Here is a 19,256-nt window from a genome sequence, read left to right as displayed (position 1 = left end):
GCGGTTGAGGCCTGCGCCGGTTCAGGCGGCGCGGCGCTTCGCCGCGATGGCCAGGGCGCCCAGGCCCAGCGCGAATAGCACCCAGGTCTGCGGTTCCGGCACCCCCGGCACGACGGGCAGGTTGCCGCCACCACCGTTGCCCGCCGGCAGCTGCGGCAGCGTGATGACGCCCGGTCCGCCGACGCCGGTGGGCGGCGGCGCCACCGGCGCCCCGCCGCCGCTGCCGCCCGGCGTGGGCGCGATCAGGCTGGTATCCGAGGTGGCCGTGGGCGGCAGCGCGGCGGTGCGCGCGAAGCTGCCCGGATCGCCAGCGCCGCCGTCGGCGGCCGCACCGGCCGCCGGGGGCTCGAACATCAGTGGTTCGTCCTCGGCCTTGGCGGTCGGGCCACCGGCCGCGCCCGGCTTCAGCGGTCCGCGCGCGATGCGGCTGACGTTGCGGCACACGGTCGGGACGAGGATGCATTGGCCGTCCTCGCAATAGACCAGGCCGCGCTCCAGCGTCTGCGCCGTCCACTTCGTCCGCGTGACCGTGCGGCAGACCGAGCCGGCGCCGAAATGCATGTCGCGGATCTCGCTGCCGTACTCGTAGCGGCCGACGATGCTGTCGCGGTGGATGTCGACGATCTCGTCGTACTGGCGCGCGGCCATGCGCGCCTTGAGCTTGGCGCGGGTCGCCGCCGGGATGTCCTTGTACCGGTCCACGGCCGCGACGAGGTCGCCCATGAAGGGATTGACGCCCGGCTTGTCCCAGGAACAGTTGGGCAGCGTCACGGTAGACGCGGCCAACGCGAATGCGGCCACCAACGACATGACAGTTCTCTTTTTCGGCGGCCGCCTCCGCGAGACATCTCGTCGGGGTCAAGCCTTGCCGTTTGTGGCTCCTGTTTCCATCCGTCGCTTTGCATCACCGGATGTGACAGGAGTTGCGGCGAGTGTAGGGAGCGAAGGCCCGTCGCATCGGGCCGTCCCCCTCAGCCGGGGGTATGGCCACGCGTGGTTTTTGTCACGGTGCTCCCGCAGATCGCACGGACGGTGAAGAAGCGGTGACGGCATGGACAAGACGGGCCGTCCAGGCAATCGCTGGTATCGTGCGTTGTCCCCTGCCTGTCCTCGCCATGTCCTCCCCCACCGCCGCCCGCCACGTCCTCTACGTCGAGGACGACCGCATCAACATCGTGCTGATGGAGGAGGTGTTCCGCCTGATGCCCGGCTGGACGCTGGACGTGGCCGAGACCGGCGCCCAGGCGATGGAGATGCTGCCGCGCGTCATGCCCTCGCTGGTGCTGATGGACATGAACCTGCCGGACATGAATGGCCTGGAACTGATGGCGCTGGTGCGCGCGGATGCACGCCTGGCCCAGTTGCGCTGCATCGCGCTGTCGGCGGACGTGATGGACGACCAGCGCCAGCGCGCTCGCGCCGCGGGCTTCCAGGATTACTGGCTCAAGCCGATCGACGTGCGCCAGCTGCGCGCCGCGCTCGAGCGGCTCTGAGGCGATCGCGCCGCGCCTGCCCACGGACCGGCGCGGACGCAAAAAAGCCCGCGCGAGGCGGGCCTTGTCCTGAACGCGGAAGAGGCCTTGCGGCCTCGGCGCTCAATCCTTCAGGTGGCTGTTGATCAGGCGGGTCATCTCGAACATGTCGGCCTTGGCCTTGCCGAAGATTTCCTTCAGCTTGGCGTCGGCGTTGATGACGCGCTTCTGCGCAGCGTCCTGCAGGTTGTGCTTCTTGATGTATTCCCAGACCTTCTTCACCACGTCGGTGCGCGGCAGCGGCTTGTCGCCGACGATCGCGGCCAGCGCGGGGCTGGGGGTCAGGGCCTTCATGAAGGCGGCGTTGGGGGTGCGCTTCTTGGCGGGAGCGGCAGCCTTCTTCGCGGGAGCTGCCTTCTTCGCGGGCGCGGCCTTCTTCGCAGGTGCCGCCTTCTTCGCGGGCGCGGCGGCCTTCTTCGCCGGTGCCGCCTTCTTGGCCGGTGCCGCCTTCTTGGCGGGCGCGGCCTTCTTCGCAGTTGCCATTTCGATTCTCTCCATCAAGGGTTGTTGATGTGCCGGGCCCTGGTGAAGGTCTGACGCCTTCGGTACTCGTTGGCACCCTGCGCGGGCAATGGTACTGCGCACCTCCTGCATTGAGAAGGCTCTGGCAGGGGGAAAACGGCCTCGAAGTCAACGCCGTCCCCCGTGTTTGTCGCGGGCGCGCATCAATCTCCGCATGTCCGACACGCGCGATGCCTGCGCGCCTACGGGGTTCCCCGTGGTCGCCGTGGTCCGCGCGACGCGCGCCTCACGGCGCCGACAGCACCGGCGCGGACCGCTCAGTACACGTCGCGCCGGTAGCGCCCTTCGCGGATGAGCGCGTCGACATCGGCCTCGCCGAGCGTCTCGCGCAGCACCGCGTCGACGGCGCCGGCCATGCCTTGCAGGCTGCCGCAGACGTAGATCGCCGCGCCGTCCGCGATCCATTCGCGCAGACGCGGCGCCTCGCGAGCGAGCAGGTGCTGCACATGGACGCGTTCCGCCTGGTCGCGCGAGAAGGCCCAGTCCACGCGGGCCAGCACGCCGTCGCGCTGCCAGGCCTCGATCTCGTCGCGGTAATGCGCGTCGTGCGCCGATTGCCGTTCACCAAAGAGCAACCAAGCCCTCACGGCGCCGTTCCCCGTGTTCATGCGGGTTTGCGCGCGGACCTTCAAGTGCGCCCGCAACCCCGCCAGCCCGGTGCCGTTGCCGACGAGGATCAGCGGCCGGTCGGCGTTGGCGCCGATGCGGAAGCTCGCATGCGGTCGCAGTCGCAGCGCGACGTCCCCACCGACGGCGAGGCGCTCCGTCAGCCATCCCGACGCCAGGCCCGGCGAGCCGTCCTCGCGCGCGGTGCGGCGCACCATCAGCTCGACGCGGCCGTCCGCGGGCAGCGAGGCGATCGTGTACTCGCGCGGTCGCCGCGCGTCGTCATCGATCGCGTCGGCCGCGCCGGCCGCATGGGCCGCATGGGCCGCATGGGCCGCTTCCCCGGCCACGCTCACCTGCACGAGATCGCCGGCCTCCCAGGCGGGCAGCGGCGATCCGCCCGCGGGCACCAGCTCGAGGTGGAACACCGGTCCGCCCTGGCTCCCTGGATTCAGATGGCGGCGCGCCGCCAGCCGCCAGTCGGTGAACACCGGCGCCTCCCACTCGGCCAGGTCGGCGGTGCCGGCCAGGTGGCTCAAGCGCTGCCGCCACTGCGACAGCGCGTGTTCATCGGTGCGGTCGGCCTCGATGCGATCGAACATCGACCGCGCGCCGCGCTCGCGCAACCAGGCGTCGAGCGCGCGGCCGAAGCCGCAGAAGTGGGTGTAGGTCGCATCGCCCAGCGCCAGCACGCCCACCTGCAGCGACGACAGGTCCAGGCCGGTGGCCGCGTCCGAGGCCTGCGCCGCCATCAGGTCGCGCGCGAACGGTGCCGCGCTGTCGGGGGCGTCGCCCTCGCCGTAGGTGCTGGCGATGAAGAGCGCATGCCGCGCGCCGCGCAGCGCCTCGCGGTCCACCTCGCCGAGCGCGGCGACGCGCACCGGCATGCCGGCCAGGTGCAGCGCCCTGGCGGTCTGCCAGGCGATCTCCTCGGCCTGGCCGGTCTGGCTCGCATGCAGCACCAGTACCGGCGGGCCGGCATCGGCGGCCGGCAGCAGCGCGGCCGATTCCGCGGCCGCCTGGCGTTGCCGGCGGCGATGCCGCCACCACACCGCGGCGCACATCAGCAGGTAGAGCGCGAGCAGCAGCAGCGCCGCCGCGGGACGGGACAGGATCGCAGTCATCAGAGCATCAGCGCGCGCATCGCCACGGAGAAGCGCTCCTCGAAACCACCGCCTTCGGCCGGTGGGCGGCGCCGCACGAGCCGCGCCGCCAGGCCGAGCCGGTCGGCCAGCGCGAGGCCCTCGTCGGGCCCGAGCACCATCAGCGCGGTCGACCAGCCATCGGCCGCCATCGCGCTGTCATGCACCACGGTGACCGAGGCCAGGCCGTGCTCGACCGGCCGCCGCGTGCGGGGGTCGATGGTGTGGGAGCGCCACTGGCCAGTGGTATCGACGAAGCACTTGCGGTAGTCGCCGGAGGTCGCGACCGACAGGCCGTGGAGTGCGATGCGCAGCGGCGCCAGGCCGCAGTCGGCGGCGGGCGGCTCGAGGTCCACCCACCAGGGTTGCCCGTCGGGCTTCAAGCCCGCGCCCCGCAGTTCCCCGCCGATCTCGACGAGGTGATCGCGCAGGCCGAGCGCACCCAGCAGCTCCGACACACGGTCGACGGCGAACCCCTTGGCGATCGCCGACAGATCCAGCGCGACACCGCCGGCCTGCGTCAGCGTGCGACGCGCGCCGTCCCACGGCAGCGCGTCCCAGCCGCAGTGGACGCGGGCGCAATCCTGCGGCGACGGGGCGCGGAAGGCGGGATCGTCGTGGCGTGGCGCGAGCGCCGTCTCGCCCGACGGACCGAAGCCCCACAACGCCACCAGCGCGCCAGCGCTGGGGTCGTAGGCACCGCCGCTCGCGGCGGCGATCTTCAGCGCCGCATCGAGCACCGTCGCGAAGTCGTCCGGCAAAGGACACACCGTGCCGGCGGGCGCGCGGTTGAAGCGGCTCAGGTCGGAGGCGGCGTCCCAGCCGCTCATCTGCGCGATGACCTCATCGCAGGCGCGGACGATGGCTGCCTCGATCGCGGCGAGCCGCAGCCCGCTCGGCCCGATGAAGCGCACCGACCAGGTCGTGCCCATCGTCTCGCCGTCCAGCGCGTGCAGCAGCTGCCCCAGCGCCGGCGGCTCGCCATCGATGCGCAGCGGGACCAGCACGCGCGGCTCGGGCGCGAGGCCCGGCGTCCGCGCGTGGGTCGTCCCGCTCGCCGGGCTCACTTGGGCAGCACCTCGAAGGTGGCGCTGACGCCAGCGCGCTGCACCGGCGCCTGGCGCGTGCCGGCCGGCGCATTGGGGCCGCGCGCCGGGCCGGTGCTCGCGCCGAGGAAGTAGCGGCCCGGCTCGGTCCACTCGACGGTGAACTCGCCCTGGGCGTCGGTCTTGAGCTCGATCTCGCCGAACTTGTAGCGGTAGCGGTTGCCTTCACGCACCAGCTTCAGCTGCACGTCGGCGGCCGGCTTGCCGTCCAGCACGAGACGGAAGCGCGTCTTGTCGCCATGGCTCAGGTCGGTGACCGGGCCCAGCGGCAGCAGCTCCAGGCCATCGCCCTCGGGCTTGAAGTCGACCTTGCCGGCCTCCTCCCTGCTGACGAAGGTCTGCTGGCGGTTGGTCATCACCGTCAGCGCGGTGATCTCGGCGTCGGCCGGCACGTCCTTGGCGAAGCTCGCCGGCGTGCCGCGGAAGCGCTTGGTCTCGCCACCCTGCTTGTAGCTGCCCATCATCGACTGGCTGACGTTGCTGATGCGCCAGGTGCCGTCCTGCGTCAGCTTCACGTCGAAACTCTCGCGGTGGCGGGCGGTGCTGCGGTTCTCGGCCTCGACGGTCTTGCCGTCCGGCGCGGTGATGCGCAGCGTGTCGAGCTTGAGCGCCCGCTCGAAGTTGAAGAGGTCTTCCGAGACCGCCGCGTCGAAGGAGGCCACCGGCTCCTTGCCGTCGAAGGCGGACTTGTTGGGCAGCAGCCAGGTCATGTGGGCGTGCGCGGCCAGCGGCAGCAGCGCGGCGACGGCCAGGGCGACGGGGGCGAGGCGGGATGCGATCGAAGTCTTCGTCATGGTGGAGTGCTCCGTGTCGTGTCGGGGGACGGGATGCCGCTCAGGGCTTGACGTTCAGTTCCAGCGCGCCGAGCTCGTGCTCGCCCTGCGCCTTGGCGGTGGCCGCGGCCTTGACCGGCCAGGTCAGCGGCAGGCGCTGCACCTCGCGGCCGCCGGCCTCGCGGCTGGACTCCACGACGATGTCGTACTTGCCCGGGGGCAGCGCGGCCAGCGCCGGATGCGTGTCCAGCGAGATCGCATGCTCGCCGGGCGCGCGCGTGGCGGCGCTCACGCCGTCGGCCGGCACCGTCAGGTTGCGGCCGCCCTGGCGCCACCACTGGCGCATGTCCTTGAGCCACTTGGTGCCGGCGTTGTTCTGCTTCTTGATGTCGTACCAGACCGCCAGCTGCGCGACGGCCGGGCCGGACTCGCCGGCCTTCTCGACCCAGACGGCGATGTAGGGACGGTGGTACTCGGCCACGTTCAGGCGCGGCAGCTCGAGCTTGAGCTGGACGGTGGCGGCCCAGGCGGACGAGCCCGTGGCCAGGGTGCCCAGGGCACCGATCGTGAGGAGGGTACGACTTGCGGAGCGATTCATGGTCGATGTCTCGGTGGAGGTCGGGAGGATCCTGGCGATGGCTCGGAACGGGAAGAAGGGTGGGAAGGACAGCGGGAAGGACGGGGCGGGCGCCGGTCGGGGTCGTGTGGGGATCAGGTCAGTGGATCAGCAGCAGCGCCAGCAGCGCGGGAATGACGAGGCCCAGGCCGACCAGCGGCCAGGTGCTGGGCCGGCTGACCGCATGGAACTTCAGGATCAGCAGGCCGGTGACGGAGAACAGCAGGCAGGCGACGGCGAAGAGGTCGATGAACCAGCTCCAGGCCACGCCGGCATGGCGGCCCTTGTGCAGGTCGTTGAAGTAGGAGATCCAGCCGCGGTCGGTGTCCTCGTACTCGACCTCGCCGCTGTCCCGCGCGATGCGGACCCAGGCGTCACCGCCGGGGCGCGGCATCGCGAGGTAGACCTCGTCGCGGTTCCATTCGGCCTCGCGGGCATCGATGGGCCGGCCGAGTTCCTTCGCCAGCCAGGCGCGCACGGGCGCGGGTACGGCGGCCTTGCGGTCGGCCTCGCTGGCCTCGTCGACCGAGCGCGGCTTGAGCGTCGCGGCGAGCTCGGCGGGCAGCTGCGCCGTCTTGCCGACGATCGCCGGCTTGGACTCGATGTCGGCGGCGTGGTTCAGCGTGATGCCGGTGACGGCGAACAGGATCATGCCGATCAGGCAGATCGCCGAGCTGATCCAGTGCCACTGGTGCAGCTGCTTGAGCCAGGCCGCGCGCGCGGCGGGGCCCTTGCCGGGCTTGGCGGCGGAAGAGGGGGAAGTGTCGGCCGGCGTCATCGGAACGGTCTCGCGCGCTCAGGTCTCGGCCCAGAGCCGCAGCAGGTTGTGATAGTGGCCGGTGAGGGCGGTCGTCTCGGCGTCGTCGCCGAGCCGGGCGCGCAGCTTCTGGACGGTCTGGTCGAGCTCGAACAGCATCGCCCGCTGCCAGTCCTGGCGGACCAGGCTCTGCGTCCAGAAGAAGGAGCACACGCGCGCGCCGCGCGTCACCGGCGTGACGCGATGCAGGCTGGTGCTGGCATAGACGATCAGGTCGCCCGCGGGCAGCTTGACCTCGTGGGTGCCATAGGTGTCGACGACCTCCAGCTCGCCGCCCTCGTACTCGTCGGGCTCGCTGAGGAAGAGCGTCGAGGACACGTCGCTGCGCAGCGGCTGGTCGGTGCCCTGCTGGCGCATGATCGCGCCGTCGATGTGGAAGCCGTACTGCTCGCCGCCCTCGTAGCGGTTGAACAGCGGCGCCAGGGTGCGCAGCGGCAGCGCGGCCGAGATGAACAGCGGATGCCGCGCCAGCACCTGGCGGATGTGGGCGCCGATCTCGCGCGCGACCGGATGGTCCACCGGCAGCTGGCGGTTCTGCTTGACCTTCGCGCCCTGCTCGCCCACGGTCGCGCGGCCGTCGGTCCAGTCGGCGGCATCCAGGAGCTTGCGCATCTCGCGCACGTCCTGCTTGCTGAGCACTTCGGGGATGTGAAGCAACATGTCCGGATCGATTCGGTTCGGGGGCGGGACGGACGAACGGCCCGCCCCCGCCAGAACGGGAACGGGCCGCGCGTACGCTACCTCAATCGGCTCAGAAGCCGATGTTGGCCATCAACGTCACCGCACGCGGAGCGCCCAGCACCAGACGGCTGCCGCCGTTGTTCAGCGAGGACATGTATTCCTTGTCGAACAGGTTGGTGACGTTCAGCTGCAGGCTGAGGTTCTTGTTGACGCGGTAGGCGCCCATCACGTCCACGACGGTGAAGGCCGGCAGCGCCGCCAGGCCGTTGGCCGGCGCGGCATTGACGGTGACGATGCGCTTCTGCTCGGCCGTGTGGCGCACGCCGCCACCGATGGTGAAGTCGTTCCACTGGTACGAGTTCCACAGCGTGGCCGACCACTTCGGCGTCCAGCGCACGCCATCGGTGGTGGTCTGCACGCCGGTGGTCGAGTTGAAGCTGCGCAGGCTCAGCGCCTTGGCGTCCATGGTCTGGAAGCCGGCGGTGATCTGCCAGAAGTTGGTGATCTGGCCGACGGCCGCCAGCTCGATGCCCTGGACGCGGGTCTTGCCGCTCTGCGTGGCAACGTTGGTCACCGCGTCGACGCTGACCTGGCCGTCGTTCTCGCTGCGGTACAGCGCGGCCGTCAGGTTCAGGCGCTTGTGCAGCAGGTCCCACTTCGTGCCGACCTCGTAGTTCTTGGTCTCCTGCGCGTCGGCGGCGGTGGCGTTCTGGCCCGAGGCGGCCAGCGTCGAATTGGCGCCCCCCGGCGGCGTCAGCGAGTTGGCGGCGGCGGCGTAGACCGTGCCGTTCTCGGACAGCTTGTACAGCGCGGCGACGTTCCAGCTGGTCACCCACTTGCCGGTGTCCAGCGCGCCGGTGGCGGCGCTGCTGTACTTGACCTTGTAGTGCTCGGTGCGCAGGCCGGCGGTGAGCTTCAGCGCGTCGGTGACCGAGATCGTGTCCAGCGCGTAGATCGCGGTGGTGGTCGTGCTGCCCGAGGTGTCGGCGGCGGCATTGCGCACCGAGCCGCCCAGGTCGACGTTCGGGTTCGGGTTGTACAGGTTGGCGACGTTGGTGCCGGCCGGGACCACGGCGGTGTAGCCGCGGTTGTCCTGGCTCTCGTACATCAGCTCGATGCCGGTGGACAGGTCATGCTTGAGGCCGCCGGTGGCCAGCGTGGTGTTGAGGCTGGTCTGGTTGGCCAGGATCTCGTTGGTCTGGTTGACGCGCTGGCGCGAGCGGCTGATCGTCCAGGTGCTGCGGTCGGCCGGATCGACCGCGACGATCGAGTTGATGCCGGTGACCAGGCGGTCCATGTAGGTGCGGCCGTAGCGCGAGACGTTGCGCACCGTCATCTGGTTGCCGATGTCCATCTCGAGCTTGGCGGTGACCATGTCGGCCTTGACGTCCTCGTAGTCGTGGACGCTGCCGTAGAAATTCTTGCGGTCGACCTTGGGCGCGGCCATCAGCGCGGCGGCCTGGGCCGGCGTCACCGTCGCGGACGACACCGCCGTGTAGCCGGGCCAGCCGATGGTCGGCACGCCGCCGTCCGGGCGGTTGTTCTGGCGCAGGTGCTGCGAGTACAGGAAGAAGCGGGTCGGCGTGTTCAGGCCGAACGCGATCGAGGGCGCGATGCCGTAGTTCTTGCGCTTGACCTCGTCGCGGCCGGGGACGCCGTAGTCCTGCCACACCGCGTTCAGGCGCACGGCGCTGTTGTCGAAGATCTTCTGGTTGACGTCGACCGAGGCCCGCTTGCGGCTGGCGTCGCCGATCGTCACCGAGCCATCGATGAAGTCGTCGATCTGCGGCAGCTTGGTGATCAGGTTGATGTAGCCGGCGCTGGCGGCGCGGCCGGTGTCGGCACCGGCCGGGCCCTTCACCACTTCGATCTGCTCGACGTTGAACACGTCGCGGGTCACCGCGCCCAGGTCACGGATGCCGTCGACGAAGGTCGAGGTGCTGGCGCTGAAACCGCGCATCTGGAAGGTGTCGCCGGCGGAGGTGTTGCCGTTCTCGCCCAGCTGCATCGTGATGCCGGGGGTGTTCTGCAGCGCTTCGATCAGCGAGACGGCGCCCTGCTCGCGCAGCACTTCCTTCTTGATCACCGAGATCGTCTTGGGCGTCTCCAGCAGCGGCTGGGTCAGCTTGGAGGAGGCGCTCTTGTCGGCCTTGTAGGCGGACTGGGCGGTGCCTTCGATCTTCACCTGGGGCAGGTAGGGCGCGGCGGAGGAGGACGCGGCGGTCGAGCCGGCGTCGGCGGGGGCAGTGGCTTCGGCGGCGTGGGCCAGCGGGAGGGTCAGGGAGGCGGCCAGTGCGGCCAGCGGGGCCACCGCGTGCTTGCGGCTCTTGATGTAGCGGGACATGGGGATCGAGCTCCGGGGGGAGAAGTTCTTATGGAAATCGGCTCGGCTGGCTGCGCGCTGGCGGCGTCGTCCCGACGCTTCACGGCGCACGGTGGCGGGCCCCTCCCTGATCGCGACTGGCTGGCGGTGGCGGGTGATTGAGGCCGGTTCTGGACTCAAAGGCCGCAAATGCTAAGCATTCTCATTTGTACATGTCAAAGATTTGCTGGTGAATAGCGCTTCCGCGTGGCGAACGCGCGACGCCTGGGCCTGCTCGGGATCTGCTCGGAAATGCAAAAACCCGCGGGACGCTGGCGCGTCACGCGGGTCGGAGAGGGATGGCGGGCGGGGAAGCGCCCTGCCCGTCAGCGGGTCGTCAGTTCAGCGCGTCCGGCGACTCGTTCGAGCGATGCTCGGGCAGCTTGGGCGCGGTGCGCAGGCTCCAGATCATCGTGATCGCGAGGATCGCCACCACCACGCCCAGCGAGAGCAGCACCGGGATCTTGATGACGTCGATCAGCATCATCTTGGCGCCGATGAACACCAGCACGACGGCCAGGCCATAGCTCAGGAGGTGGAACTTGGACGCCATCGCCGCAAGCAGGAAGTACATCGCGCGCAAGCCGAGGATCGCGAAGATGTTGGAGCTCAGCACGATGAAGGGATCGCTGGTGATCGCGAAGATCGCCGGGATCGAGTCCACCGCGAAGATCACATCGGTCATGCCCACCAGCGCGATCACCAGCAGCATCGGCGTGGCGATGCGCTTGCCGTTCTCGACGGTGAAGAAGCGTTCGCCGTCGAAGTTCTTGCTGACCGGCAGCACACGACGCAGCAGCTTCAGCGCGGGGTTGTCCTCGAGGTCCGGTTCCTTGCCGGCCGCCCACCACATCTTGATGCCGGTGATCAGCAGGAAGGCGCCGAAGAGATAGAGGATCCAGTGGAATTGCGCGATCAGCCAGCCGCCGACCAGGATCATCACCGTGCGCAGCACGATGGCGCCGATGATGCCCATCATCAGCACCCGCTTCTGGTAGGCCGATGGCACCGCGAAGTAGGTGAAGATCATCAGGAAGACAAAGATGTTGTCGACCGCCAGCGATTTCTCGATGAGATAGCCGGTGATGAACTCCAGCGCCTTGGTGTTGGCGAGCGCCGTGTCGCCGGTGCCGTCCTTGACGGCCCACCACAGCAGGCCCATGAAGGCGACGCTCAACGCCACCCACACCAGCGACCAGTTGATCGCTTCCTTGACGCCCACCTCGTGCGCGCCCTGCTTGCGCAGGACAACGAAGTCGAGGAACAGCGACACCACGACGATGCCGACGAAAACCACCCACAACCAGGTGGGCACGATCGTGCTCATGAAGACTCCTTGCAAGAACGGGGCGGACTGTACCGATCCCCAAGACACTCGCGACGATCGAGCGACCGCCGTCCGGCCAAAAGGTCTTGCAAGACTGGCGCCAGGCCGCGTCGGTGACGGCGGTCCGGTGTCAGGTGCAGAGCCCGGCTGCCAACAAGGCAACGTACTGACGGGCGTCTGCCGCGGCCTGGGCCGCGTGGCTACTCCCCTTTCGGAAGGTTCGGATTATCTTGTGTTGTTGGCGATTTCAAGTTCGTATTTTTCTGATGATGCCTGCCGGTATGCTGAGCGGCATGAAAACGCTGACCCGTTGGCTGCTTCTGGCGGCCGCGCTGCTGCTGGTGGCGCATCTCTACCCTGGCGTCCAGGTGAAGGGCTTCGGCACGGCGCTGATCGCGGCCTTCGTGCTGGGCTTGTTCAACACGATCCTGCGACCGGTGCTGGTGCTGCTGACGCTGCCAGTCACGCTGTTGACGCTGGGCCTGTTCCTCTTCGTCATCAACGCGCTGCTCTTCTGGGCCACGGCCACCGTGCTGGACGGCTTCACCGTCGCGGGATTCGGCGCGGCGCTGATCGGCTCGCTGATCTACTCGCTGTGCGGCATGGCGATCGACGTGCTGATCGAACGGCTGTTCCCCGACAGCGAATGAGCCGACCTCGCTGGCTCCACGGCACCTCCGCCACATGAAAAAGGCCGCTCATCGAGCGGCCTTCGTTCTGGTGCCTGCGAGATGCGCTCAAGGCTCCGCGCCAGGTGGCACCCCGCGGGGATACATCTCCATCAGCATCTGGCGGCGCTCATAACGAAGATCGCGCAGCCGGGAGTCGATCACCGACGCCTCGAACTGGTCCGCCGAACGAGCGCGACCCTGGCGTTCCGCCGACGCGAGGCGGTCGATCGCGCCGGTGATGTCGCCGAGTGCCGCGCGGTTCTCGCCCTGAGCCCGCAGCGAGCGCAGCGGTTGGCCGAGCTGCTGCCACAAGGTGCCGCTTTCCTGCCAGGCCAGCGCGTCCTGCGCATGCAGCGCCAGGTGGGTCTGCAGCGCCTCGGCGGCTTCCCGCTTCACTTCCGGCCGCGGGTCCGCCTGCGCCAGATCCGCGCGGATCATCAGCATCGGGCGCGAGCGCTCGTTCTTGAGCGGCTCCAGCGCCGCGAAACCAGCGTCCGGCCTGCCGCGGGCGACCTCCAGTTCAGCATGCGCGTAGACGAGCAGCCGCTTCGCGCCCGGGTCGGCGCCGAGCAGGCCCGCCAGCGCGTCGGCCGTCTTCAGCGTGGCCTCGGCGCGGGAGAAGTCCCTCAGCTTGATCGACGCCAGCGCGCTGGTGTAGCGCGCGGCGAGCTGATCGATGTTCTTCTCGCCGGCTCTCGAGCCAGCGTCCAGGCCCTGGAGCACGCGCCAGGGATCGGTGCGCTGGTCCATCAGCACACGGGCGCGCGCGGCCATCAAGACATGCTCCGAGGTGCCGACCAGCTTGGTCTGCGCGGCCGTGCCCAGTCGCGCGCGCGCCTCGCCGATGCGCTCGCTGGTCAGCGGGTGACTGCGCAGGTAGGGATAAGCCCCCGAATCCATCAGGTGATAAGCCTGCTCCATGCGCTCGAACATGCTGGCCATGCCGGCGGGCTGGTAGCCCGCCTGCGTCATGACCTGGAAGCCCACCCGGTCCGCCTCGCGCTCCATGTCGCGCGAGAAGTTCAGTTGCGCTTGCGCCGCTGCCGCCTGGCTGGTGACGATCGCGGCCTGGGCGCCGTCGACGCTGCGGCTCTTCGCGGCGGCGAGGATGCCCAGCAAGAGCCCCACCGTCGCGAGCGCACTGGTCCGGGCATCGCCGACGATGCTCCGCGCGATGTGCCGCTGCGTGACGTGCGACAACTCGTGCCCCAGCACCGAGGCCAATTCGTCACGCGCCCCCGTCATGGCGATCAGCCCGAGGTGTACGCCCACGTAGCCGCCGGGCAGCGCGAACGCGTTCACCGAGCGGTCGCGCACCAGGAAGAGTTCCCAGGCGAAACGGTCGCTGGTGTCGTCGCTGATGTTGCCGAGCCGGCGCGCCGCGTTCACCAGCGGCTGCCAGGTGTTCTGCGCGTACTCGAGCAGCAGCGGATCGTCGATGTAGTCGGGGTCCGGCCGGATCTGCCGCATGACCTGGTCGCCGAGTTTCTTCTCGGCGCCGATGCTGACGTCCGCGGACACCGAGTCGCCCAGGGCGGGCAGGTTCACCTGCGCAGCGGCGCCCTGGCCAAGCAGCGTCGCGCTGAGCAGCACCGCCAGGCAACGACGGCTGAAGGGAATGGGGTTCGGTCGCTTCAAGGGATCTCCAGGGCGGGAACTATGATGACGCCTCTTCGGTTTCGCGATTGTTGCCGCGCCCATGAGCTCGCCTCTGACCCATTTTGACGCCGACGGACAAGCCCACATGGTGGACGTCTCCGGCAAGGATGTCACGCACCGCGTGGCGCGCGCGGCGGGGCGCATCCGGATGAAGCCGGCGACGCTGGCTTTGATCCGCGATGGGAACGCAAAGAAGGGCGATGTGATCGGCGTCGCGCGCATTGCCGCGATCCAGGCCGCGAAGCGGACGTCGGATCTGATCCCGCTGTGCCATCCGCTGCCGATCACGCGGGTGGCTGTCGAGTTCGAACTCGATGAGGCGGCGAACGCGGTGGTCTGCACCGCGCAGGTCGAGACGCTGGGGCGTACCGGCGTCGAGATGGAGGCGCTGACCGCCGTGCAGGTGGGGCTCCTGACTGTCTACGACATGTGCAAGGCGGCGGACCGAGGCATGGTCATGGAGCAGATCCGAGTGCTGGAGAAGCACGGCGGGAAGTCGGGGTCCTGGGCAACCCCATGACTGTTCGCACAATTGCACGTCTCGTACCGCTGGTCTGGTTGCTGCTGCTCTTCGCTCCGGCTCTCACGGTTTACAGCTCAGTCAATGCCTGGGACTTCGCGCCCTACTCGCTACTGTGCATCTCGGGGTGGGTCATTGGCGGCTCGCGCCTGCTGCTGCCTGCAACGGCGTTCTACTGGGCCAGCCTGCCATTTCAGTGGTTGGGCATCGTAGCCACAACATCTTCCTTGCTACGCAACGTAGACGTGCTGGAGCTGGCACTGATGCTCCGCACCTTTCCTTCAACGCAGATCGAGTCTGCTCTCGCGCCATACCTGCTTCCTGCCAGTGGGCTGGCAGTCGCGCTTGGTGTGCTTGCTCACCTGTCCGCCCGCGTCGACACAAGCCCCCCGCCTCTTGCCCGGCGTCGCTCCGCGGCGATCCTGCTCGCATTGGGCTGCGGTTTGGCACTTTGGATTCCCGGCCTGCTGTGGCTCAGAGCGTGGCCCTTGAATGCCGTGGCTGTCGCCGTTGCGAGCGCCTCGGGATCGAGCGCTCTGGACAGCCTCCTGTTCCCTGAAAACTCGCTCAGCAACCCCCGTCCGGCCGGCGAGGATTGGCGCGCCACGCGCGTACCTGTGGCTGGTGAGGTGACGCGCGAGACCTTTGTCCTGGTGATCGGTGAGAGCGTGCGCGCCGATGCCTTGCGCGAATGCGGAGCGCCGGCCGCGATGCCGAGGATGACCTCTGACGCGCTTGTGGCTTGCAACGTGACTGCGGGCTCGGACGCCACTCACACGTCGGTCCCCTTGATGGTGTCACGCGACCTTCCTGGCCTTCAGCGCCGAGTGCCTGCAGATGCCACATTCCTGAAGGCGTTCGAGCGCGTCGGCTTTCATACCTATTGGCTGGCGTCGCAGGACGCAACGATTGCCTGGCCAGACGCGCAGACCGTCCAGGCGGTCTCGGCCCCGGGCCTCGATGCGGATGTCTTGAACGCTCCCTTCGACGTAATGCTCGCCGACCCACATCCGCGAAGAGCAATCGTCCTCCATACACAGGATGCGCACTCGCCTTACTGCGATCGGATCTCGCAGCATGTCGCACAACCGTTCACAAATGCGTGCGCGCGGCTGGGCAATCTGCCCACAGCCGACACGCTTGCGGACTGGAAGGCTGTCTACGGCAACGCCGTCTCCACATCGATGAGCTTTCTAGGAGGAGTGATCGCAAGGCTGGAACGCGAACCCGGTGCCGTCTTTCTGATTTACTCGCCCGATCATGGAGAGGCTCTTCTCGACGATCACCGTCAGATCTACGGCCACGCGATGCGCCACCCGACGCGTTGGGACGTTCAGGTACCAGCAATCTTCTGGGCAAACGCCGCTTGGCGAAAGGCCCATCCAGAAGCTTGGCGGCATCTGAAAGCCAATCTGACCGCGCCATTGATGCACGCCGATTTGGTGCCGACGCTGCTTGGCGCTGCTGGCATCCGCTATCAAGACGGTCGCAGAGGTGTCTTCGATCTGACCTCGACCGAGGTTCCGGCAGAACGGTCACGTGTCGTCCAGCGCAGTCTGGGCAAAACAGCCACCTGGGACCAACTTGTGGAAGAAGCTCGCTGACTGACCAAGCAAGCGGTGGCTTGGATCGTCAGCGCAGTTCGCGGAAGCCGTACTCGCGCTGTGGCGGCTCGCACTGGAAGGGCTTGGCCGCGGCGCCAAGCGATATCACTTCCTCACATTCGGCAAGCCATTCGTCGCTGGCGCTGTTGTGGAACTCGCGCAGGCGCTCGACGAGATAGCGGGCCTTGTCCGTCTCACCTACGGCATTGAGCGACTTCGCCCAGGCCATCAGCAAACGGATGTCGATCAGGTGATGGCCTGTGCGCTGGGCGGCGTCCAGCGCCAGTTCACCCGGAGGCAGCACGGTCGCTTCGGCATAGTCGGCTTGCAGGGAGAACAGCGGCGAGCGCTGGCCCGCGGCGATGCGATCCTCCAGCGCAGAGGCCCCTGCGGGCGGCGCGTAGATATGGACGATGCGCAGGTAGTCCGCGATGACCAGAGGCATCACCGCCGCGATCGCGAGACCCAGCAGCGTCAGCAGCGGCCGGCGCTTCCCGAGGGATGGCGCGCCAGGCTTGCGCGTGGTCCCGTCCGGCGCGGATTCCGCCAGGCTCAAGCCGAACGCCAGCGCCGCTGGGAGCAGGAAGTAGGCATACCAGAGCGGGTATTCGAACTGGCTGTGCAAGCCGATCATCGCGACCAGCATCGCGGCGCAACGCGTCGCCGCAGTGCCACGCACGGCACGCGCGAAGCCGCTCCACAGCCCCCAACCGAGCAGGCCCAGCGTCAACAGACCCAGCGGCAGACCCATCTCCACGAGCAACTGCATCTCGAGGTTGTGGGTGTGATCGAAGAACGCGACGGGCCGATCTGGAAACGGCGTCAAGGTCCAGGCGAAGTTGAAATCGCCCCATCCGGCGCCGGTCAGCGGATACCGCCGCAGCAGGCCGATCGCGTTCTTCAGGATCGCCAGACGCGTCGGGGACCCGGCGCCTTCATCGGACACGCGGGACTGCGCGCCGAACGCGTGATGACTGACGGCCGTGTACCACTCGAGCAGCCCCCAACTGATGGCGAACATCACGAGCGTGGCACCCAGCGCGATGCGGATCCGCGGCGCCAGACGTCCATCCACGGCGCCCCAGAGCGCCAGCAGCCCAACGCCGATCATTCCGGTGCGCGAGGCGCTGAGCAGCACGCAGAACACGAAGAGAAACAGCAGCAGGTACAGCGCGAGGGTGCCCAACAACGCCCTGCCAAGGCGGCGCGCGAGCCACCCACCCTGCGCGAGCCACACCGAAGCAACGCAAGCCCACATCAACAGGCTGGCGAGGTGGTTGGGCTGACGCATGTTGCCGACTGCGCGGCCAATCAGCCCGGAGCGGGCGATGAAGGTGCCGTCGGCCAGGGTGGGGAAGAACATCTGCACGACACTGACGATCACGCTCAGCAGACCCGCACCCACGAGGGCGACGCAGAAAGCGGTAAGCAGGTCGTCGCGATGTTCGGGCGTGATCGCCCGTCCCGTCTGCACGGCGAGCAGCGCGCCAAGCAGCATCGCCGCACTGGTCAGCGCCATCGACCACGGAAGGCCGTTCGTCGACGGCGCCGCCAGGGCGACGACTGTCATGAGCAGCAGACCGAGCGACACGCCATCGACGCGCCAACCCGCCCGCAGCGAGCCGCTCCAGGCCAAGCCAGCGACGGCCAAGCCCATTCCCGCGAACGCGAGCAGCTGGTTATAGAGCGTCGCCGACGGGGTCTGGTTGTACGCGACGAGCGGCGCCAGGGTGACGCCAAGCAGAAGTCCGATCAACGCGAGGATCTGGCGATGCGGCGCAGAGGCAGAGACGGAGAGATCGGCGGCAGGCGCCGTCACGGCTAGCGTCATGAACGGTCCGGGTCGTGGGGACAGGGCGGAACTCTAACGCCCTTGCGCCGCCGGATCGGTCATCGCGTTCAGAACCCGTCGACGGCGACAAAGCCGACTGGGTCGCCGGTCGACTTATCCAACAGCACGGACCAGTCCGTACGACGCGCCAGAAGTGGGATGTAGATCAATTGTTCAATCGGCTTGCCGGTCTTGTTGACCGCCGCATGGATGACTTCCGACTGCGCTTGCCGCCGGCCCAGCAGTTCCGCCAGCGGCTTGCCGACCTTCAAAGCCTGCGCGCGGCCTGGGGCACCCCACTCCTGCCAGAAGCTCGGGCGCATCCCGAGATCAGCGCCGCCGAAGGCCGCGAAGATGGCATCCATCTTCTCTTCCTTCGTTACGGCCCGCGTATTCACAAGCCGCGGACCTGTGATCGATAGTGAACGCAAGGATTCAGGCGCTTCCGGCAGTTCTTGCTCGACCACGCTGGCGGCAATCACCGCGCGAAAGCGGTCGTCCTCAAGCGCAAGCACGACCGGACGCGCGACATACATCGTGTGCGCACCGTAGGCCAGTCCGGCCAATTGCATCCCGACGATCACGGACATGTCTCGCCACAACTCCTTGCGCGGCTTGCGGACGTCGAAAACGACGAGCGTGATCGTGGGTCCCAGCACCATATCTACGCCAACGATCAGCACGAAGAGGCCGAAGCCGCCTGATACCTCGTCGTATGGCCAGGGATACCAAAGCAGAAACACGATGGCGGCTACGGAGGCAGCCACGATCAACGTGAACAATAAGTGCAGCGAGGACGCCTTGAGGCGTCCGCGAAGTGTGCGCGTCATGGGCCGCGAAGGTAGATGCAATGGCACGATTGTGGCGTGCGTGCCGGAAATGACAGATGGGGCCGAAGCCCCATCTGAATATACAGAAAGGAAACCGCTTACTTGCAGGAAGCAGCCAGGTACTTCTTGTCGATATCGGGCGACGAGCAGGTCCAGTCGATCGACTCGTTGCCAGCAGTGACCTTGCCAGTCAGGACAATCTTCTTGCCGTCGATCTTCGTGGAATCGATGGCCTGAGCCGTGGCCGTCAGGGTCTGAGCAGTCTTGTCCCAAACCACGCTCTTCACGTACACGCTCTTGATGTTGTCGGTCGGCACATCAGCGACGTCCGGCATCGCCGCCTTGACGGTGTAGAACTCCTGAATCGCGGCCTTCGGCTGGGTGGCGGCCGTCATCACTTCGGAGACCTTCGTCTTGATGATGTAATCACGATAGGCCGGCAGAGCCACGGCAGCCAGAATGCCGATGATCGCCACGACGATCATCAGTTCGATCAGGGTGAAACCTTGTTGAACGCGCTTCATAAACACTCCAAAGAGAGATTAGGGGTAGAGACGACCTCCATGAACGCAGGGGCCGTGCCAGCCGCATTCCTTCTCCGTTCCGTGACCCACTTCACAGCCTGTCGGCGGCGACCTGACTTCAAGTGACCATTTT

The 19,256-nt window shown here is 68.0% G+C and carries 18 protein-coding genes; 4 read left to right on the top strand and 14 right to left on the bottom strand.

Annotated elements, in window-relative coordinates:
* Nucleotides 1-21: 21 nt before the first annotated feature.
* Complete coding sequence (locus tag BM393_RS19115) at nt 22-810, bottom strand: MHFG family PEP-CTERM protein (RefSeq protein WP_091730373.1); 789 nt, start codon at nt 808-810, stop codon at nt 22-24.
* Nucleotides 811-1,115: 305 nt separating this feature from the next.
* Between BM393_RS19115 and BM393_RS19110 the strand changes: the two genes are divergently transcribed.
* Entirely contained in the window at nt 1,116-1,493 is a 378-nt protein-coding gene (locus BM393_RS19110; protein ID WP_175538417.1) for a response regulator, read from the top strand.
* A gap of 102 nt (nt 1,494-1,595) precedes the next feature.
* Here the strand turns inward: BM393_RS19110 and BM393_RS19105 are convergent, their stop codons facing one another.
* The 9 genes from BM393_RS19105 to BM393_RS19065 form a co-directional block, all read right to left on the bottom strand.
* Complete coding sequence (locus tag BM393_RS19105; RefSeq protein ID WP_091730363.1) at nt 1,596-2,015, bottom strand: SWIB/MDM2 domain-containing protein; 420 nt, start codon at nt 2,013-2,015, stop codon at nt 1,596-1,598.
* A gap of 296 nt (nt 2,016-2,311) precedes the next feature.
* Nucleotides 2,312-3,784: a sulfite reductase subunit alpha gene (locus tag BM393_RS19100; protein WP_091730359.1), complete on the bottom strand. Its 1,473-nt coding sequence runs from the start codon at nt 3,782-3,784 to the stop codon at nt 2,312-2,314.
* The gene (locus BM393_RS19095; RefSeq protein ID WP_254783496.1) at nt 3,784-4,869 is read right to left on the bottom strand and encodes an FAD:protein FMN transferase; all 1,086 of its coding nucleotides are present in this window, start codon (nt 4,867-4,869) and stop codon (nt 3,784-3,786) included. Before BM393_RS19095 ends, BM393_RS19100 begins: the two co-directional genes overlap by 1 nt.
* Entirely contained in the window at nt 4,866-5,702 is an 837-nt protein-coding gene (locus BM393_RS19090) for a DUF4198 domain-containing protein (RefSeq protein ID WP_091730354.1), read from the bottom strand. The genes BM393_RS19095 and BM393_RS19090 overlap by 4 nt, the downstream gene beginning before the upstream one ends.
* Before the next feature lie 40 nt (nt 5,703-5,742).
* Nucleotides 5,743-6,279, bottom strand: coding sequence for a DUF2271 domain-containing protein (locus BM393_RS19085; protein ID WP_091730350.1), 537 nt, complete (start codon nt 6,277-6,279; stop codon nt 5,743-5,745).
* Between the two features lie 118 nt (nt 6,280-6,397).
* Nucleotides 6,398-7,075 carry a PepSY-associated TM helix domain-containing protein gene (locus tag BM393_RS19080; protein ID WP_091730346.1) on the bottom strand — a complete coding sequence of 226 codons (678 nt, stop codon included), beginning with the start codon at nt 7,073-7,075 and terminating at the stop codon, nt 6,398-6,400.
* A gap of 18 nt (nt 7,076-7,093) precedes the next feature.
* Nucleotides 7,094-7,774, bottom strand: coding sequence for a Fe2+-dependent dioxygenase (locus BM393_RS19075; RefSeq protein ID WP_091730341.1), 681 nt, complete (start codon nt 7,772-7,774; stop codon nt 7,094-7,096).
* A gap of 91 nt (nt 7,775-7,865) precedes the next feature.
* Nucleotides 7,866-10,139 carry a catecholate siderophore receptor Fiu gene (locus BM393_RS19070; protein WP_091730337.1) on the bottom strand — a complete coding sequence of 758 codons (2,274 nt, stop codon included), beginning with the start codon at nt 10,137-10,139 and terminating at the stop codon, nt 7,866-7,868.
* Between the two features lie 355 nt (nt 10,140-10,494).
* Nucleotides 10,495-11,484, bottom strand: coding sequence for a TerC family protein (locus BM393_RS19065; protein ID WP_091730334.1), 990 nt, complete (start codon nt 11,482-11,484; stop codon nt 10,495-10,497).
* Nucleotides 11,485-11,777: 293 nt separating this feature from the next.
* On the opposite strand from BM393_RS19065, the gene BM393_RS19060 reads away from it, so the two are divergent.
* The gene (locus tag BM393_RS19060; RefSeq protein WP_091731857.1) at nt 11,778-12,134 is read left to right on the top strand and encodes a phage holin family protein; all 357 of its coding nucleotides are present in this window, start codon (nt 11,778-11,780) and stop codon (nt 12,132-12,134) included.
* 87 nt (nt 12,135-12,221) lie between these two features.
* On the opposite strand, the gene BM393_RS19055 is transcribed toward BM393_RS19060, so the two are convergent.
* On the bottom strand, nt 12,222-13,793 hold the full coding sequence (locus BM393_RS19055) for a M48 family metalloprotease (protein ID WP_175538416.1): 1,572 nt from the start codon (nt 13,791-13,793) through the stop codon (nt 12,222-12,224).
* Nucleotides 13,794-13,854: 61 nt separating this feature from the next.
* Between BM393_RS19055 and moaC the strand changes: the two genes are divergently transcribed.
* The gene (moaC, locus tag BM393_RS19050) at nt 13,855-14,334 is read left to right on the top strand and encodes a cyclic pyranopterin monophosphate synthase MoaC (protein ID WP_091731854.1); all 480 of its coding nucleotides are present in this window, start codon (nt 13,855-13,857) and stop codon (nt 14,332-14,334) included.
* A gap of 38 nt (nt 14,335-14,372) precedes the next feature.
* Nucleotides 14,373-15,938, top strand: coding sequence for a sulfatase-like hydrolase/transferase (locus tag BM393_RS19045; RefSeq protein WP_175538415.1), 1,566 nt, complete (start codon nt 14,373-14,375; stop codon nt 15,936-15,938).
* Between the two features lie 28 nt (nt 15,939-15,966).
* Here the strand turns inward: BM393_RS19045 and BM393_RS19040 are convergent, their stop codons facing one another.
* The 3 genes from BM393_RS19040 to BM393_RS19030 form a co-directional block, all read right to left on the bottom strand.
* The gene (locus BM393_RS19040; protein WP_091730324.1) at nt 15,967-17,769 is read right to left on the bottom strand and encodes a PglL family O-oligosaccharyltransferase; all 1,803 of its coding nucleotides are present in this window, start codon (nt 17,767-17,769) and stop codon (nt 15,967-15,969) included.
* Nucleotides 17,770-17,837: 68 nt separating this feature from the next.
* A complete protein-coding gene (tfpZ, locus tag BM393_RS19035) occupies nt 17,838-18,599 on the bottom strand; it encodes a TfpX/TfpZ family type IV pilin accessory protein (RefSeq protein ID WP_091730319.1) in 762 nt (253 codons plus the stop codon).
* 98 nt (nt 18,600-18,697) lie between these two features.
* The gene (locus BM393_RS19030; RefSeq protein ID WP_091730315.1) at nt 18,698-19,123 is read right to left on the bottom strand and encodes a pilin; all 426 of its coding nucleotides are present in this window, start codon (nt 19,121-19,123) and stop codon (nt 18,698-18,700) included.
* Nucleotides 19,124-19,256: the final 133 nt, after the last annotated feature.

Origin of the sequence: Mitsuaria sp. PDC51 (assembly GCF_900113225.1) — a bacterium.
Lineage (GTDB): Bacteria > Pseudomonadota > Gammaproteobacteria > Burkholderiales > Burkholderiaceae_C > Roseateles.
Note: the sequence above shows the minus strand (reverse complement) of the source record. Positions and strands in the feature narration are given on the sequence as shown.

Excerpts from the sequence above, each read along its gene's own strand:
- BM393_RS19080 (WP_091730346.1), bottom strand. The coding sequence starts at position 7,075 with ATGACGCCGGCCGACACTTCCCCCTCTTCCGCCGCCAAGCCCGGCAAG.
- BM393_RS19030 (WP_091730315.1), bottom strand. The coding sequence starts at position 19,123 with ATGAAGCGCGTTCAACAAGGTTTCACCCTGATCGAACTGATGATCGTC.
- BM393_RS19100 (WP_091730359.1), bottom strand. The coding sequence starts at position 3,784 with ATGACTGCGATCCTGTCCCGTCCCGCGGCGGCGCTGCTGCTGCTCGCG.
- BM393_RS19060 (WP_091731857.1), top strand. The coding sequence starts at position 11,778 with ATGAAAACGCTGACCCGTTGGCTGCTTCTGGCGGCCGCGCTGCTGCTG.
- moaC (WP_091731854.1), top strand. The coding sequence starts at position 13,855 with ATGAGCTCGCCTCTGACCCATTTTGACGCCGACGGACAAGCCCACATG.
- BM393_RS19115 (WP_091730373.1), bottom strand. The coding sequence starts at position 810 with ATGTCGTTGGTGGCCGCATTCGCGTTGGCCGCGTCTACCGTGACGCTG.
- tfpZ (WP_091730319.1), bottom strand. The coding sequence starts at position 18,599 with ATGACGCGCACACTTCGCGGACGCCTCAAGGCGTCCTCGCTGCACTTA.
- BM393_RS19090 (WP_091730354.1), bottom strand. The coding sequence starts at position 5,702 with ATGACGAAGACTTCGATCGCATCCCGCCTCGCCCCCGTCGCCCTGGCC.
- BM393_RS19075 (WP_091730341.1), bottom strand. The coding sequence starts at position 7,774 with ATGTTGCTTCACATCCCCGAAGTGCTCAGCAAGCAGGACGTGCGCGAG.
- BM393_RS19070 (WP_091730337.1), bottom strand. The coding sequence starts at position 10,139 with ATGTCCCGCTACATCAAGAGCCGCAAGCACGCGGTGGCCCCGCTGGCC.
- BM393_RS19065 (WP_091730334.1), bottom strand. The coding sequence starts at position 11,484 with ATGAGCACGATCGTGCCCACCTGGTTGTGGGTGGTTTTCGTCGGCATC.
- BM393_RS19085 (WP_091730350.1), bottom strand. The coding sequence starts at position 6,279 with ATGAATCGCTCCGCAAGTCGTACCCTCCTCACGATCGGTGCCCTGGGC.
- BM393_RS19110 (WP_175538417.1), top strand. The coding sequence starts at position 1,116 with ATGTCCTCCCCCACCGCCGCCCGCCACGTCCTCTACGTCGAGGACGAC.
- BM393_RS19105 (WP_091730363.1), bottom strand. The coding sequence starts at position 2,015 with ATGGCAACTGCGAAGAAGGCCGCGCCCGCCAAGAAGGCGGCACCGGCC.
- BM393_RS19040 (WP_091730324.1), bottom strand. The coding sequence starts at position 17,769 with ATGACGCTAGCCGTGACGGCGCCTGCCGCCGATCTCTCCGTCTCTGCC.